Origin of the sequence: Bradyrhizobium sp. 132 (assembly GCF_023074185.1) — a bacterium.
Classification (GTDB): Bacteria; Pseudomonadota; Alphaproteobacteria; order Rhizobiales; family Xanthobacteraceae; genus Bradyrhizobium.
This window is the reverse complement of sequence record NZ_JADPKY010000170.1, coordinates 80,906-94,879: the sequence shown is the minus strand read 5'-3', so window position 1 is coordinate 94,879 and position 13,974 is coordinate 80,906. Positions and strand designations below refer to the sequence as shown.

The following is a 13,974-nucleotide window of genomic DNA, read 5'->3' as shown; positions in this document are numbered from 1 at the left end:
CGCGTCGTCCTGTGTGGCTGGGCGCCCTTTTAGCGTGATTTCGGCCAAAAGCAGATAACGTTTTTGCGTGAAATGGTCGTCTGAGGCGGCTCGCCTCACATATGGCTGTCTTCTTCCTCGACCAGAATCTCGCGCTTGCCGGCGTGGTTGGCGGGTCCGACGATGCCTTCCAGTTCCATGCGCTCCATCAGCGATGCGGCGCGGTTATAGCCGATTTGCAGGCGGCGCTGGATGTAGCTGGTCGAGGCCTTGCGGTCGCGTTTGACGATGGCAACGGCCTGCGAGAACAGATCGCCGCCGCCGTCCGCACCCATGCCGGAGGCGTCGAACACCGCGCCATCCTCGCCCTCGGTGGGCTCTTCGGCGGTAACGGCTTCGAGATATTCCGGCTGTCCCTGCGTCTTGAGGTGGCGCACGACCTTCTCGACTTCCTCGTCCGACGCGAAAGGTCCGTGCACGCGGCTGATGCGACCGCCGCCGGCCATGTAGAGCATGTCGCCCTGGCCGAGCAGCTGCTCGGCGCCCATCTCGCCCAAAATGGTGCGGCTGTCGATCTTGGACGTCACCTGGAAGGCGATGCGGGTCGGGAAGTTCGCCTTGATGGTGCCGGTGATGACGTCGACCGACGGCCGCTGCGTCGCGAGGATCACGTGCAGGCCGGCGGCGCGCGCCATCTGCGCGAGGCGCTGCACCGCGCCTTCGATGTCCTTGCCGGCAACCATCATCAGATCGGCCATTTCGTCGACGATGATGACGATGTAGGGCAGCGGGTCGAGCGAGAGTTTCTCTTCCTCGTAGATCGCCTTGCCGGTCTCCTTGTCGAAGCCGGTGTGCACCGTGCGGGTGGGCTCTTCGCCCTTGGCCTTCAATTCGAGCAGGCGCGTGTTGTAGCCGTCGATGTTGCGCACACCGAGCTTGGCCATGTTCTTGTAGCGCTCTTCCATCTCGCGCACGGCCCATTTCAGCGCGACCACCGCCTTCTTCGGGTCGGTCACGACCGGCGTGAGCAGGTGTGGAATGCCGTCATAGACGGAGAGCTCGAGCATCTTCGGATCGACCATGATCAGTCGGCACTGGTCCGGGCGCAGCCGATAGACCAGGCTGAGGATCATGGTGTTGATGGCGACCGACTTGCCCGAGCCGGTAGTGCCGGCGATCAGCATGTGCGGTGTGCGTGCGAGGTCGATGATGACGGGGTCGCCGCCAATGGTCTTGCCGAGGCAGAGCGGCAGCTTCGCGACCGTGTCGATGGTTTCCTTGGCCACCAGCAGCTCGCGCAAATAGACTTTTTCGCGATGCGCGTTCGGCAGCTCGATACCGATGGCATTGCGGCCCGGCACGACGGCGACACGCGCCGACAGCGCACTCATCGAACGGGCGATGTCGTCGGCCAAGCCGATCACGCGCGACGACTTGATGCCCGGCGCCGGCTCCAGTTCGTACAGCGTGACGACGGGACCCGGATTGGCTTTCGCGATGTCGCCGCGCACGCCGAAATCCTGCAGCACGCCTTCGAGTGCGCGCGAATTGGCTTCCAGCTCGGCCTTGCTGAGAGGCTGGCGATCGCCGGCCTTGGGGGCGGCCAGTACGGACACGGACGGAAGCTCGAACTTGTCGGAGGATTTCCTGGAAGCGGCCTTCGGCGCAGCCTTTTTGCGCGGGGCGCGCGCGGCCGGCTCCTCCTCTTCTTCCTCCTCGTCCTCTTCTTCGTGATCGTCCTCGCGGTGCTCGTCTTCGGACTGCGGCGAGATCGGCGGCGCGGCGCGGCCGCCACCGAGATTCGGCTCATGGCGGCTGAACGCAACGGCCTTGGTCTTCGGTCCGCTCGAGACCAGCGAGCGATAGGCGGCGCCGAGCAGCCAGATCAGCCGCGCCTTCGTGCTCATCAATGCGTGGAACAGCCAGCCCAGCGACACCGAACCGCGATCGCTGTCCTCGTCCTGGTCGAGCGGCTTGTCGTCATCCTCGATCTCCGCGAGCTCGTCGTCATGCTCGCGCGCGCCGAGGCCGCAGGCGATCAGGAAGGTCGCCGCCATCGCGGCGAACAGGATCGTGCCCAGCACCATGCGATAGATCGTGCCCGGCGGTCCGAAAATCACCGCGGGCGCGCGCACCAGGGCATCGCCGACCACGCCGCCGAGGCCGGTCGGCAGCGGCCAGGCGCCGCCATGCGGCCAGCAGCTGACGAAGCCTGCCGCGATCACCGTGCAGAGAATCCAGGAGCCGAGCCGCAGCGCCTCGCGGTCGAACGGACGATGGGTCAGCATGCGCCAGCCCCAGACCGCGACGGTCAGGACCAGCATGATCGCGCCGAGCCCGAGGATCTGCATCGCAAGGTCGGCGCCGATTGCGCCGCCATAGCCGAGAATGTTGCGGATCGGCCGCGACGTCGCGTGGCTGAGGCTCGGATCCTGCACCGACCAGGTCATCATCGCCGCCGAGGCGACGCCCGACAAGGTGATCAGGCCGAGACCGCTGAGCTCGCGCACACGCCGCGCCAGCCCCTCGCGGATCGAGGGCGGCAGATGGCCGACCAAGGGAATGACACGTTCGATTGCCGACATGCTCATGGGCCCCGCCTAACCCAGAGTCTCGACCAGACGGTGCAGAGCCTGCGCCGTGGTCTCGCCATCCTGCACCAGTGCGAGGCGAATGTAGCCTGCCCCGGGATTGAAGCCGTCGGGCTGGAGCCGCGCCAGATAGCTGCCGGGCACCACGCGCACGCCTGCTTCCGTGAAGAGTTTTAGACACACAGACACGTCGTCGCCGATTTCGGACGTGTTGAGCCAGACGCAGAAGCCGGCATCGGGCCTGCGATAATCGTAACGATTGCCGATGATCTGGTCGGCGAGATCGAACTTGATCCGGTAGAGCCTGCGATTCTCCTCGACATGCGCCTCGTCGCCGTAAGCAACTGTCGCGACATGCTGGAGCGGAACCGGCACCTGCGGCGCCGCAATGTTGCGCAGCTCGAGGAACATGCCGATGAACTTTTTGTCGCCGGCGGCAAAACCGACGCGCATGCCCGGCAGGTTGGAGCGCTTCGATAGCGACTGGAACGCAACCACGCGGGTGAAGTCGGGGCCGGCGCATTCCAGCGCACTGCCGGGCGCCTCGAGGGTGTAGATTTCCGAATAGCACTCGTCGCTGAGGATCACGAAGCCGTAGCGATCGGCGAGGCTCTTCAGGCGCGTGAAATAATCGCGCGACGCGACCGAGCCCTGCGGATTGGCGGGTGACGCCAGATAGAACGCCACCGTGCGCGCCAGCGTCGCCTCGTCGATCGCGTCGAGATCGGGCAGAAAACCGTTCTCGACCGTGGTCGGCAGAAAGATTGGCTCGCAAGCGGCGGCGCCGGCGCCGGCGCCATAGACCGGATAGAACGGGTTCGGCATCAGGATGGCGGGTTTGCCGGGACGCGGGCCGACATAGCGCGCGGCCGCGATCGCGGCGAGGAACAGCCCCTCGCGGCTGCCATTGAGGACGAGAATCTCGCTCTCGGGGTCGAGCGGCCGCGGCAGCTTGAAGCGCGACGACAGCCAAGCGCTCGCTGCCTTGCGGAACGGGTCGGTGCCCTTGTTCGCGGGGTAGCGGCCGAAATCGGCGATGTGCTTGGCCAGCACCGGGCCGACGAAGTCCGGCACCGGATGCTGCGGTTCGCCGACCGCAAGCGAAATCAAGGGCTTGCCGGGTTGATGCGGCGCCAGCAGCTCGTTCAGCCGGACGAAGGGCGAGCGTTCGGTATCGGAGCTTCCACCGGCCTGCGGCGCGCGGGATGAAGCGGTCATAGCCATTCTGGGCGCCAGCACTCTCGGAACAGCCGGTCGCATGGATACGCCGGCGGGGAAGCGGTTCAGTTCACCATAGATAGGGCGAGGTTAAGACGCGATTAACCATCGGTCGCCGCCTCCGTCCAGGGCAGGAATAATGCGGCCGGATAACAACGAGATGCATGGCCGCGCTGGCGCGGACCGCGGCAAGCAACCGATGCGCCGGACCTCTCAGCGACCCCGCCGGCGCCTAATGACCCGGCAGCTTCTCGAATGTCGCCATGCCCGCGGGGATCGCGTGAAACTCCTGCTTGTCGCAGGTGTAGATCGCCATCTGCGGATGGAACTGTTTTGGCTCGTCCAGCGTACCGACCTTCACGATCGTCGCCGGCAGTCCCGGCACTTTCGTCACCAGATGCGTGCCGCATTCGGCGCAGAATTCGCGCGTGACGGCGCGCTCGAGGTCCTTGCGCGTGAACTGCTTGGGCTGCCCGGTGATGTAGCTGAAGCCGGCCGCCGGCATCGCGATGAAGGTGTTGGGCGCGCCGCCCGAGATGTACTGGCACTCGCGGCAATGACACTGGGCCTGCATCATCGGGTCGCCCTCGGCGACATAGCGCACTTCGCCGCAATAGCATCTGCCTTCCAAACGCATGACGACCTCCCGATTGTTGTTTCTTGTGGTCGATATTTCTGCGCCGGCTGCCTGGAATGGCAATCTTTTTCTTTCGCCTGGACGGACCAAGACAGACCGCCTGCAGCCGGTTCGTGCACTATCTCTTGGCAAGTCCGCAGCCGTTGAATCCCCGGCCGCGCCAGCACCCGCTGCTCATGCACTCGGCTTCCAGCCGTGGACAAGCGGTTGAAGCGCAATCCGCGCGGCCGCCCATACTGACGCATGCCGTGGCGCACCTGCTTCGCATGAACGAACAGCTCATGCCACTTCCGGTCTGCCGCGGTTGCCCTGCTCCGGCCTGATCTGGCGGCAGCACGGCCGTCTTGTCCTCGCGCTTGGGCGCCCGCTTCGAATCAGGTTGGCCCGGACTTGCAGCGGGGCTCTGTGTCGTCAGCTTGGAGAGTTCCATCCGACACGGTCGGCTGGTCTCGGTGCGGACGCCGGCGCCGGTGGTTCCTTTCAGCTCGAGTGCGAGCTTGTACTGATAGGGCGCGCCGGCGGTGCGGCGCAGCGGATCATTCTCGCCAATCAGCCCGCTGACGGTGACCGTCGCGCTGCCGTCCGCTTCGATCTTCCCGTCATAGATTGTCGCACCGGGCTTGCCCTCTTCCCCCGAGAGAGTGTGCAGCACGCCATCCTTGACGCGCAGCGCATACTGGAAATAGGCGTCGGGAAATGGAGGCTTGTTGTCGCAAGTCTCCTTCGCGATCCAGGTTCCATCGAACGCGGTTACGTGCTTGGCGGCGTCCGCTGGTTTCGCCAAGGTCTCGATGCGTGATTTCGCCAGATCTGCGAAGGCGCAGGCCGGGAATCGTACGAGGTGATCCTTGAATGCCGCGAGCGTTCCCAGCGCTTCCGCGCTGCGCCAATGGTCTCCGGCCTCCGCGCAAGGATCGACCTGGGGCGTCGCAGGCGACAACGCCGCCGTCTCGGGCTTGCCGTTCAGGTAGAACTCGCCGAAGAACGACAGCGACAGCTCCGGCACTTGCGAGCCTTTGGAGCGCTGGTAGACGCCGGCGCTGATCGTCTGAAATACCGTGTTGACGTTGCCCTTGTCGCCGATGTGCTCCAGGAACGCGCTGGTATACGGGCTGTTGCGGCCGCTGCCGTCGTCGGCGGTCCGGCCGGCCTGTGTTGCATAGGAAATGATGGTGCCCTCGGGACTTTCCATCTTGGCGAGGCCGCGTGAGACGGTGACGCCGCGGCCCTGTCCGACGTTTCGCCGCAACTCGTCGGCAAATGGATTGTCGCGGCAGGCGTCGAGTACAAGGATCCGCAGGTTTTTTGCCTGCTGCAGATCCGCCAAAATTTCATCGGCGCGCACCAGGCGCCGCAGGTCGACCTCATCGCGGACGACGGCATCGACCGGCACCAGATAGTTGACGCCGGCGAACTGCAAGGCGTGCCCGCTGTAATAGAACAGGGCCACGTCGGCGCCGCGGGCCTCGCGCGCGAAGCGAAGAACGGTCTCCTGCATGGCGGCCTGATCGAGATCGGTCGCGATGAGAGGATCGAATCCCGATCGCTTCAGGGCCGCTCCAACGTCGGCTGCATCATTGGTCGGATTGGGCAGCGCGGGAACGTTCCTGTAGGCGCTGTTTCCGATCACCAGCGCGACCCGCTTATCGGCCTGGGCTTCCAAAACGGACAGGACGAGCAGCCATGAACACAATGCAAGGCGAATGAACAGGCGCATGAGATAAGCCCCAATCCGCCCATGATATTCCTCAACGCCGATACAAAGCAATTTGTGCGGGCCTCCGCGAGGACAAAAAGAAAGGGGCTCCAACTTGCGCTGGAGCCCCTCAACGGTCGGGATATTGCCGGGTATGTGCCCCGAACCGTAGTTGTGGGCGCGGCCCCCCGAGGAGGCCGCGCCCGGGAGGAGACTTACATGTTGTAAGCGCGCTCGGTGTGCTCGGTGATGTCGAGGCCTTCCCGCTCGCTCTCGACATTGGCGCGGAGGCCAACGATCACATCGACGACCTTGTAGAGGATCGCCGAACCGATGCCCGACCACACCAGCGTGGTGCCGACGGCCTTGAGCTGGGCGATCATCTGTACTGCGAAGTCGTAGTCGGCCACCTTCGGCGGGATCGCGGTGTAGTCCATGATCCCGGCGCCGCCGAGAGCAGGATTGACCAGGATGCCGGTGCCGAGGGCGCCGACGATGCCGCCGACGCAGTGCACGCCGAACACGTCGAGCGAGTCATCGTAGCCGAGCGCGTTCTTTACGACGGTGCAGAAGAACAGGCAGACCACGCCGACCACGAGGCCGAGGACGATCGCACCCATCACGCCGGAGAAGCCGGCGGCAGGCGTGACGGCCACGAGACCCGCGACAGCGCCGGAGATGACGCCGAGCACCGACGGGTGACCCTTGATGATCCACTCCGCGAACATCCACGACAGCGCGGCGGCTGCAGTAGCGACGAAGGAGTTGGTCATGGCGAGGGCTGCGCCGCCGTTGGCTTCGAGGTTGGAGCCGGCGTTGAAGCCGAACCAGCCGACCCAGAGCAGCGAGGCGCCGATCATCGACATGGTCAGCGAGTGCGGGGCCATCAGCTCCTTGCCGTAACCGACGCGCTTGCCGATCAGCAGAGCGCCGACGAGCCCTGCGATGCCGGCGTTGATGTGCACCACGGTGCCGCCTGCGAAGTCGATCGCGCCCGCCTTGAAGATCCAGCCGGCGTCGGCGTTGATCTCGTCGAGCTTGGCCTGCGCCGCGGTCTTGGCCGCCGCGTCAGTGGCAGCAGCGAGCGCCTTGGCTGCGTCCTGGATCATGTCCGGGCCGGGCCAGTACCAGACCATGTGCGCGATCGGGAAGTAGATCAGCGTCACCCAGAGCGGGATGAAGAGCGCGATCGCAGCGAACCTCATGCGCTCGGCGAAGGCGCCGACGATCAGGGCGGGCGTGATCGCCGCGAAGGTCATCTGGAAGCACATATAGATGAGCTCCGAGATGTTGGCGTCGACCGAGAAGGTCGCAGCCTTCGAATCGGTGGTGACGCCCATCATGAAGGCCTTGGAGAAGCCGCCGATGAAGTCGGAGCCGCCGGTGAAGGTGAGGCTGTAGCCGTACACAGCCCAGATCACGGTGACGACGCAGACGGTGTAGAACACCTGCATCAGGACGGAGAGCATGTTCTTGGAGCGGACGAGGCCGCCGTAGAACAGCGCGAGGCCGGGGATCGTCATCAACAGCACGAGCACTGTCGATGTCAGCATCCAGGCGTTGTCTCCCTTGTTGACCGTTGGCTCGGCGTAGGCTGCGGTCGCAGCGAACATGCCGACTGCGAGAGCCGCCAATCCCGCGCCGTAGGGACGCTTAAACGTCATTGTATTCACTCCTGATTGGTAAAGGTTGAGCGCGAAATCAGAGGGCCGCTGCATCGGCCTCGCCGGTGCGGATCCGAACCGCATGGTCGAGATTGATGACGAAGATCTTGCCGTCGCCGATCTGTCCGGTTTTCGCGGCGGACGTGATGGCATCGATGGTCTTGTCGACCTGGTCGGAGGCGACAGCGACCTCGATCTTGATCTTGGGCAGGAAGCTCACGGCATATTCGGCGCCGCGATAGATTTCCGTATGACCCTTCTGGCGGCCATACCCCTTGACTTCCGTCACCGTGAGACCGTGAACGCCGATGGCGGTCAGGGCGTCACGGACTTCTTCCAGCTTGAATGGCTTGATAATCGCCATAACAATTTTCATGGGTACTATCCCCGCTTGGCCCGGTCCGGACATGGCCGGGCGTTTCTCGACTGGTTCGCCACGAGGGAGAAAGTTCACTACGCGGGCACAGCCAGGACCCATAGAATCAAATGCCGTGCCAGATCGGGCGCGTTGGCTAACGGACTATGAAAACGGGTGTTTTCGCGTTTGGCGCGTATCGCGCTGCAGTGCGCTATTACGTCGCGCTCAATACCTGATCATGCCTGATTAAAATAAAGGCACGACAGACTGCCGACACAATGGTGCTCACGCGTCGGGCAGCAGAAAGGTAATTTAGTAAGGCAGGCGCCTGTTGCAGGGTTTCTCCTGCTGCCAAATATCGGGCCCCTCGCAATTGTGCTCACGGGAAACGCAACCGGCCAACCAGCTTGGGCGGGTCGAGGCTTGCCGGACGGTGCCGGCAGAGACCATCAGGCGGCGTCGCGCTCTGCAAAAACCCTATCGATCAGTCCCCAGTCGACCGCCTGCTGTGCGGTCATGAAGTGGTCGCGGTCCAGGGTGCGTTCCACGTCCTGCTCAGGGCGCCCGCAATGCTGCGCATAGAGCCGGATGATGCGCCGCTTGGTTTCCTGCATTTCGGTGGCATGGATCAGGATGTCGGACGCCTGGCCCTGAAAGCCGCCGAGCGGCTGATGCACGTGGAGGCTTGCATTGGGCAGCGCGGCGCGGTGACCGGGTTCGCCGGCCATCAGCAGGAACGAGCCCATGGAGCGCGCGGTGCCCATGCACAGCGTGTGGACCGGCGCCTTGATGAACTGCATGGTGTCGTACATCGCGAGGCCGCTGGTGACCACGCCGCCATAGGAATTGATGTAGAGATTGATCGGCTTGTTCGGATTCTCCGCCTCCAGAAACAAGAGCTGCGCGCAGACCAGTCCGGACATCGCGTCATTGACCTCGCCGTTGAGGAAGATGATGCGCTCGCGCAGGAGCCGCGAATAGATGTCGAAGGATCGCTCGCCGCGGGCGGATTGTTCGACGACCATAGGGACGAGCTGAAGCATGTCGCGCATCGGCGACCTCCATTTCTGCAGGTGATGAAGTCTTTTTGCCGCTAGGCCGCGCGCATCAGACAGCAATTGGTATTTGCGGCCTGCGGCAGCTTTACGCGATCCTCGCAGGCTTGCTGGATGATGCGAACGCGGGTGCCACCGGCTTCGTTCGGTTCGATCCGGAAGATGACGTGGCTTTCGCGAAACGGCGGTTCGGAATCGCGAAGCCGGTAGCGCACCTCTTCGCCCACGATCGATGATTCAGGCTCGGCGCCCACAAGGTCGGAATGGGGTAGCCAGCGCTCGCGCAGGGCCGGAATGGTCACAGCGCGCCAGACCTTGGCCGGCGGCGCATCGAATTCATATTCGAGCACGAGCGCTGCGTCGGAGGGATCAGGCTTCACGGCGTCACTCATTGATCCATATCCTTCAAGAGATCGGCGAGGGCATCCATGCGTTTCGGCCAATAGGCGCGGTAGCGCGCAAGCCAGGCCCCGATAGCGACGATTCCTTCGGGATCGACTTCGTAATTCACAAAGCGGCCCTGCCGCTGTTCGCGCACCAAGCCTGCCCCGCGCAGCACCGCAAGATGCTGTGACATCGCCGGTTGGCTGATCTCCAATCCATCGCGCAAAGCGCTCGCATTCAGGCTTCCGCCGGCAAGCTTCTCAAAGACCTTGCGGCGGGTCGGGTCGGCCAGCGCCTTGAAGATATCGGCTTCGATCATGGCAACACATAAGCATACGCTTATGTATTGCGCAAGCCCCCGATTACTGCAGCGCCTCGCCGTGCTGCGAAATGTCCAGTCCTTCGAGCTCGTGCTCGCGGGATACGCGCAAGGGCACGAAAAGGCTGACCAGCTTGAGCAGGACAAAGCTCACACCCGCCGACCAGACGAAGGTGACGGCGACCCCACCGAGCTGGATCAGTAGCTGTTGCGGATGGCCTTCTAACAGGCCGGCGGTGCCGCCGATCGCGCTGGTTGCGAACACGCCGGCCAGCAGGGTGCCGGTCATCCCGCCGATGCCGTGGACGCCGAACACGTCGAGCGAATCGTCATAGTCGAAGCGGTGCTTCAGCCAGGTGCAGGCCCAGTAGCAGACGAGGCCTGCGATCACGCCGATGACGATACCGTGCCAGGGCGCCACGAATCCCGAAGCCGGCGTGATGGTGCCGAGGCCGGCTACCGCGCCTGAGATCATGCCGAGCACGGAAGGCTTGCGCCGCGTCGACCATTCGATCGCGGCCCAGGTCAGCGCGCCGGAGCAGGCTGCGAGATGGGTCGCGATGATCGCCAGCACCGCGCGCGAATTGGCCGCGCCTGCCGAGCCGCCGTTGAAGCCGAACCAGCCGACCCACAACAGGCCGGTGCCCATCACCGCAAGCGACAGATCGAACGGCGAAAGATTTTCGGTGCCGTAGCCATGGCGGCGTCCCATCACCTTCGCGGCGACGAGGCCAGCGGTGCCGGCCGACAGATGCACCACGAGGCCGCCGGCGAAATCCAGCACGCCCATGCCGGCGAGGAAGCCGCCGCCCCAGACCCAATGCGCCAGCGGAATGTAGACGAAGATGAACCAGGCGACGGAGAACAGCAGATAGGCGGAGAACCGCATCCGGTCGGCAACCGCGCCCGCGACCAGCGCCACCGTGATGATCGCAAACGTCATCTGGTACAGCATGAACAGCGCTTCCGGGATCGTCTTCGCCGCCGGGTTGACGCTGTCCATGGTCATGCCGGCGAGGAACCAGCGGTCGAGCGTGCCGATCCACGGACCGTCGCCGACGAAGCACAGCGAATAGCCGAACGCGACCCAGAGAATGGAGATGATCGTCACCGCGGCGAGGCTTTGCGCCATGGTGGCGAGCACGTTCTTCTTGCGCACCATGCCGGAATAGAACAGCGCGAGCCCCGGGATCGTCATCATCAGCACCAGCGCGGTGGCGACGATCATCCAGGCGGTGTCGGCTGTGTTGATCTCGGAGCCTGCGGCGCGCGCCGGCGAAGCCATGATCGACACAAACCCGATCGGCGCGGCCATAGCAGCCGCGCGGCGCAACAATCCCGCCATGTCGATTTCCCCCAGCATAGTGATTGCGTCGCACGCTGCGGCGTCGTTGCCCGGTGCAATCTAGATAAGAGTTAGTCCCTGTCTCACCGCACTTCACCCCTCATCCTGAGGAGCCCGCGACAAGCGGGCGTCTCGAAGGACGGCCGCGGGCGAGTGCCGGGCCTTCATGGTTTGCCCGGCGATGCAAAGCATCGTCCGGAAACGCGTTCCGCGCTCCTCACCCTGAGGGTCTTCAGAGCGCGTCGGTGTCGGTTTCGCCGGTGCGGATGCGGATCGCGTGATCGATCGGCGTGACGAAGATCTTGCCGTCGCCGATCTGGCCGGTGCGCGCCGTCGCGGTGATCACGGCGACGGCCTTCTCGGCGATATCGGAGGCCACCGCGATCTCGATCCGGAGCTTGGGCAGGAAGTTCACGACATATTCGGCGCCGCGATAGATTTCGGTGTGGCCCTTCTGACGGCCATAGCCCTTCACCTCGGTCACGGTCATGCCGTGAACGCCGATCGCCGTCAGGGCCTGACGGACCTCATCGAGCTTGAAGGGTTTGATGATCGCGACGACGAGTTTCATGGTCAGGCCTATTCCCCGGGGATGCGCCGCGCCGTATGTCCCCGGCGCTGCGTCAATCTGGCATCTTTCCGGGCAAATGGCATAAAAAACTTGCAGATTGAAGCGGAAAAACGTGGAGCCATGTGAACGGCCGCCTCTGTACAGGGCAGCCGTTCATCCTCCACAATGCGTTTTTGGCATGGATGCGGTGAACCCAAGCGTCCCGGCCTGTACATAAGTATGTTTGAGGGGGGACGCATCATGGCGAATTGGTTCTACGCATCCGAGGGCAAGCAGCAGGGGCCCTATCCGGAAGGGCAATTCCGCGACCTCGTCGCCCAGGGAATTGTGCGCCCGGATACGCTGGTGTGGTCGGAGGGCATGGCCGGCTGGCAGAAGGCCGCCGAAATCCCCGGCCTGATCGGCGACGGCGGCGGTGCGCCCCCGATGATGCCGGCCGGTGGACCGCCGATGATGGGCTCCGGCGGTTATGCTGGCGGTGGCGGCGGAGGATCGCTGGCGGTCGATTTCGGCATCCTCGAGTTCACCTGGCGCAGCATCGTGATGCTGATCGGCATGTGCTTCATCATCCCGGTGCCGTGGGTGTTCGTCTGGTACACGAAATGGATCGTGTCCTGCGTGCAGGTCCCCGGACGGCCCAATCTCAGCTTCACCGGCAATGCGATGGCGCTGGTGCCCTGGTATTTCGGATTCATCGTTCTGGCGATCGTGATCGGCTACATCGGCGTCCCGTTGCTGAGCAATTTGATATTCATCGCCCAGATCGTTCTCTACTGGCTCCTGATCAAATGGATGGTCGCGAACCTCGCCTCCAACGGGCAGCCGCTCGGCCTGAGCTTCACCGGCACGGTCTGGGCCTATGTCGGCTGGAGCCTGCTGTTTGCGATCTCCATCATCACCATCATCGGCTGGGCCTGGGTCGCCGCGGCTCAGATGCGCTGGTTCTGCCGCAGCATCGAAGGCACTCGGCGCGAGATCGTCTTCAACGGCAGCGGTCTCGGGATTCTCTGGCGGGGCATCGTGGCCGCATTCCTGTGCGGCTTCATCATCCCGATCCCCTGGGTGTATCGCTGGATCATGAACTGGTTCGCGTCGGAGACTGCCTTGGCTCCGCGAGGATCGCTCCGGGCATGACCTCGAGAGCCATAGGCGCGATCAATCGCGCTTATGCCTCTGGGGTTTTCCGTTCGCGCACGGAGCCTTCCTGCGCGACGGAGGCGACCAGCGTGCCATCGGGCTTGAAGATCGAGCCCCGGGTCAACCCGCGGCCGCCTCGCGCGTTCGGCGAGTCCTGTGCGTAGAGCAGCCATTCGTCCGCTCGGAACGGACGGTGAAACCACATCGCGTGGTCGAGGCTCGCGGGCATCATGCGCTTGTCGAACAGGGTGCGGCCGTAGCGTGCCATGATCGCGTCGAGCAGCGAAAAGTCCGACGCATAGGCCAGCGCGCACATGTGCAGCGCCGGATCGTCCGGCAGCGTCGCTGCGGTCTTGATCCAGACATGGATGCGGCCGTCCTCGATCTTCTGTCCGAAATAGCGGCCGAGCTCGACCGGGCGCAGCTCGATCGGACGGTCGGATTCATAGTAGCGGCGGATGAACTCCGGCATCTCCTTGAACATCGGCTGCTTCGCCACCTCCTCCGCGGTCAGCTTTTCCGGCGGCGGCACGTCGGGCATCTTGTCCTGATGGTCGAACGCGCTCTCCTCCTCGGCATGGAACGACACCATGACCGAGAAGATCGCGTTGCCGTGCTGGATCGCGGTGACGCGGCGCGTCGAGTAGCTCTTGCCGTCGCGCAGGCGCTCGACCTGGTAGATGATCGGGATCTGCGGATCGCCCGGCAGGATGAAATAGCAGTGCAGCGAATGCGGCAGCCGGCCCTCCACGGTGCGGCAGGCCGCAACCATCGCCTGTCCGATCACCTGGCCGCCGAACACCCGCTGCCAGCTGGTCTTGGGGCTGTTGCCGCGGAACAAATTCACCTCGAGCTGTTCGAGGTCGAGGATCGAAATGAGGTCGATCAGGCTTTTGGACATGGTGGTGCTTTCAAAATGCCTCGCCATTCCGGGTTGGTGCTTGTGCGCGCCCCGGAATGACAGCTCGGGCCGTTCCGCCCTTGTTTCACCGCACTGTTTCGCCCACCTCAAGTCTGCTA

Annotated in this window: 13 protein-coding genes; 1 reads left to right on the top strand and 12 read right to left on the bottom strand. The window is 64.1% G+C overall.

Annotation, left to right across the window (positions count from 1 at the left end; genetic code table 11):
* Positions 1-95 precede the first annotated feature (95 nt).
* The 11 genes from IVA74_RS36920 to IVA74_RS36870 all read right to left on the bottom strand — a co-directional run bounded on the left by IVA74_RS36920 (position 96) and on the right by IVA74_RS36870 (position 11,817).
* A complete protein-coding gene (locus IVA74_RS36920; RefSeq protein ID WP_247352540.1) occupies positions 96-2,570 on the bottom strand; it encodes a DNA translocase FtsK in 2,475 nt (824 codons plus the stop codon).
* 9 nt (positions 2,571-2,579) lie between these two features.
* On the bottom strand, positions 2,580-3,794 hold the full coding sequence (locus IVA74_RS36915; protein WP_247352538.1) for an aminotransferase class I/II-fold pyridoxal phosphate-dependent enzyme: 1,215 nt from the start codon (positions 3,792-3,794) through the stop codon (positions 2,580-2,582).
* 226 nt (positions 3,795-4,020) lie between these two features.
* On the bottom strand, positions 4,021-4,425 hold the full coding sequence (locus tag IVA74_RS36910; RefSeq protein WP_247352536.1) for a GFA family protein: 405 nt from the start codon (positions 4,423-4,425) through the stop codon (positions 4,021-4,023).
* 118 nt (positions 4,426-4,543) lie between these two features.
* Positions 4,544-6,142 carry a caspase family protein gene (locus IVA74_RS36905; RefSeq protein WP_247352535.1) on the bottom strand — a complete coding sequence of 533 codons (1,599 nt, stop codon included), beginning with the start codon at positions 6,140-6,142 and terminating at the stop codon, positions 4,544-4,546.
* A gap of 194 nt (positions 6,143-6,336) precedes the next feature.
* The gene (locus IVA74_RS36900) at positions 6,337-7,785 is read right to left on the bottom strand and encodes an ammonium transporter (protein WP_247352533.1); all 1,449 of its coding nucleotides are present in this window, start codon (positions 7,783-7,785) and stop codon (positions 6,337-6,339) included.
* Between the two features lie 37 nt (positions 7,786-7,822).
* Positions 7,823-8,161: a P-II family nitrogen regulator gene (locus IVA74_RS36895; protein ID WP_008142813.1), complete on the bottom strand. Its 339-nt coding sequence runs from the start codon at positions 8,159-8,161 to the stop codon at positions 7,823-7,825.
* A 431-nt stretch (positions 8,162-8,592) separates the two neighbouring features.
* Positions 8,593-9,195, bottom strand: coding sequence for an ATP-dependent Clp protease proteolytic subunit (locus tag IVA74_RS36890; protein ID WP_247352531.1), 603 nt, complete (start codon positions 9,193-9,195; stop codon positions 8,593-8,595).
* A 41-nt stretch (positions 9,196-9,236) separates the two neighbouring features.
* The gene (locus IVA74_RS36885; RefSeq protein WP_247352530.1) at positions 9,237-9,590 is read right to left on the bottom strand and encodes a hypothetical protein; all 354 of its coding nucleotides are present in this window, start codon (positions 9,588-9,590) and stop codon (positions 9,237-9,239) included.
* Positions 9,587-9,901, bottom strand: coding sequence for a metalloregulator ArsR/SmtB family transcription factor (locus IVA74_RS36880; RefSeq protein WP_211394987.1), 315 nt, complete (start codon positions 9,899-9,901; stop codon positions 9,587-9,589). Before IVA74_RS36880 ends, IVA74_RS36885 begins: the two co-directional genes overlap by 4 nt.
* 43 nt (positions 9,902-9,944) lie before the next feature.
* Positions 9,945-11,246, bottom strand: a complete 1,302-nt coding sequence (locus IVA74_RS36875) for an ammonium transporter (protein ID WP_247352528.1) — start codon at positions 11,244-11,246, stop codon at positions 9,945-9,947.
* 232 nt (positions 11,247-11,478) lie between these two features.
* On the bottom strand, positions 11,479-11,817 hold the full coding sequence (locus IVA74_RS36870; RefSeq protein ID WP_247352526.1) for a P-II family nitrogen regulator: 339 nt from the start codon (positions 11,815-11,817) through the stop codon (positions 11,479-11,481).
* 240 nt (positions 11,818-12,057) lie between these two features.
* Between IVA74_RS36870 and IVA74_RS36865 the strand changes: the two genes are divergently transcribed.
* Positions 12,058-12,951, top strand: coding sequence for a DUF4339 domain-containing protein (locus IVA74_RS36865; RefSeq protein ID WP_247352523.1), 894 nt, complete (start codon positions 12,058-12,060; stop codon positions 12,949-12,951).
* A 31-nt stretch (positions 12,952-12,982) separates the two neighbouring features.
* On the opposite strand, the gene tesB is transcribed toward IVA74_RS36865, so the two are convergent.
* Positions 12,983-13,855, bottom strand: coding sequence for an acyl-CoA thioesterase II (tesB, locus tag IVA74_RS36860; protein WP_247352521.1), 873 nt, complete (start codon positions 13,853-13,855; stop codon positions 12,983-12,985).
* Positions 13,856-13,974: the final 119 nt, after the last annotated feature.

Bases quoted from the DNA above. Each gene is read 5' to 3' on its own strand.
- tesB (WP_247352521.1), bottom strand. From the start codon at position 13,855: ATGTCCAAAAGCCTGATCGACCTCATTTCGATCCTCGACCTCGAACAG.
- IVA74_RS36885 (WP_247352530.1), bottom strand. From the start codon at position 9,590: ATGAGTGACGCCGTGAAGCCTGATCCCTCCGACGCAGCGCTCGTGCTC.
- IVA74_RS36900 (WP_247352533.1), bottom strand. From the start codon at position 7,785: ATGACGTTTAAGCGTCCCTACGGCGCGGGATTGGCGGCTCTCGCAGTC.
- IVA74_RS36905 (WP_247352535.1), bottom strand. From the start codon at position 6,142: ATGCGCCTGTTCATTCGCCTTGCATTGTGTTCATGGCTGCTCGTCCTG.
- IVA74_RS36865 (WP_247352523.1), top strand. From the start codon at position 12,058: ATGGCGAATTGGTTCTACGCATCCGAGGGCAAGCAGCAGGGGCCCTAT.
- IVA74_RS36915 (WP_247352538.1), bottom strand. From the start codon at position 3,794: ATGGCTATGACCGCTTCATCCCGCGCGCCGCAGGCCGGTGGAAGCTCC.
- IVA74_RS36890 (WP_247352531.1), bottom strand. From the start codon at position 9,195: ATGCGCGACATGCTTCAGCTCGTCCCTATGGTCGTCGAACAATCCGCC.
- IVA74_RS36875 (WP_247352528.1), bottom strand. From the start codon at position 11,246: ATGGCGGGATTGTTGCGCCGCGCGGCTGCTATGGCCGCGCCGATCGGG.
- IVA74_RS36880 (WP_211394987.1), bottom strand. From the start codon at position 9,901: ATGATCGAAGCCGATATCTTCAAGGCGCTGGCCGACCCGACCCGCCGC.
- IVA74_RS36920 (WP_247352540.1), bottom strand. From the start codon at position 2,570: ATGAGCATGTCGGCAATCGAACGTGTCATTCCCTTGGTCGGCCATCTG.
- IVA74_RS36895 (WP_008142813.1), bottom strand. From the start codon at position 8,161: ATGAAAATTGTTATGGCGATTATCAAGCCATTCAAGCTGGAAGAAGTC.
- IVA74_RS36870 (WP_247352526.1), bottom strand. From the start codon at position 11,817: ATGAAACTCGTCGTCGCGATCATCAAACCCTTCAAGCTCGATGAGGTC.
- IVA74_RS36910 (WP_247352536.1), bottom strand. From the start codon at position 4,425: ATGCGTTTGGAAGGCAGATGCTATTGCGGCGAAGTGCGCTATGTCGCC.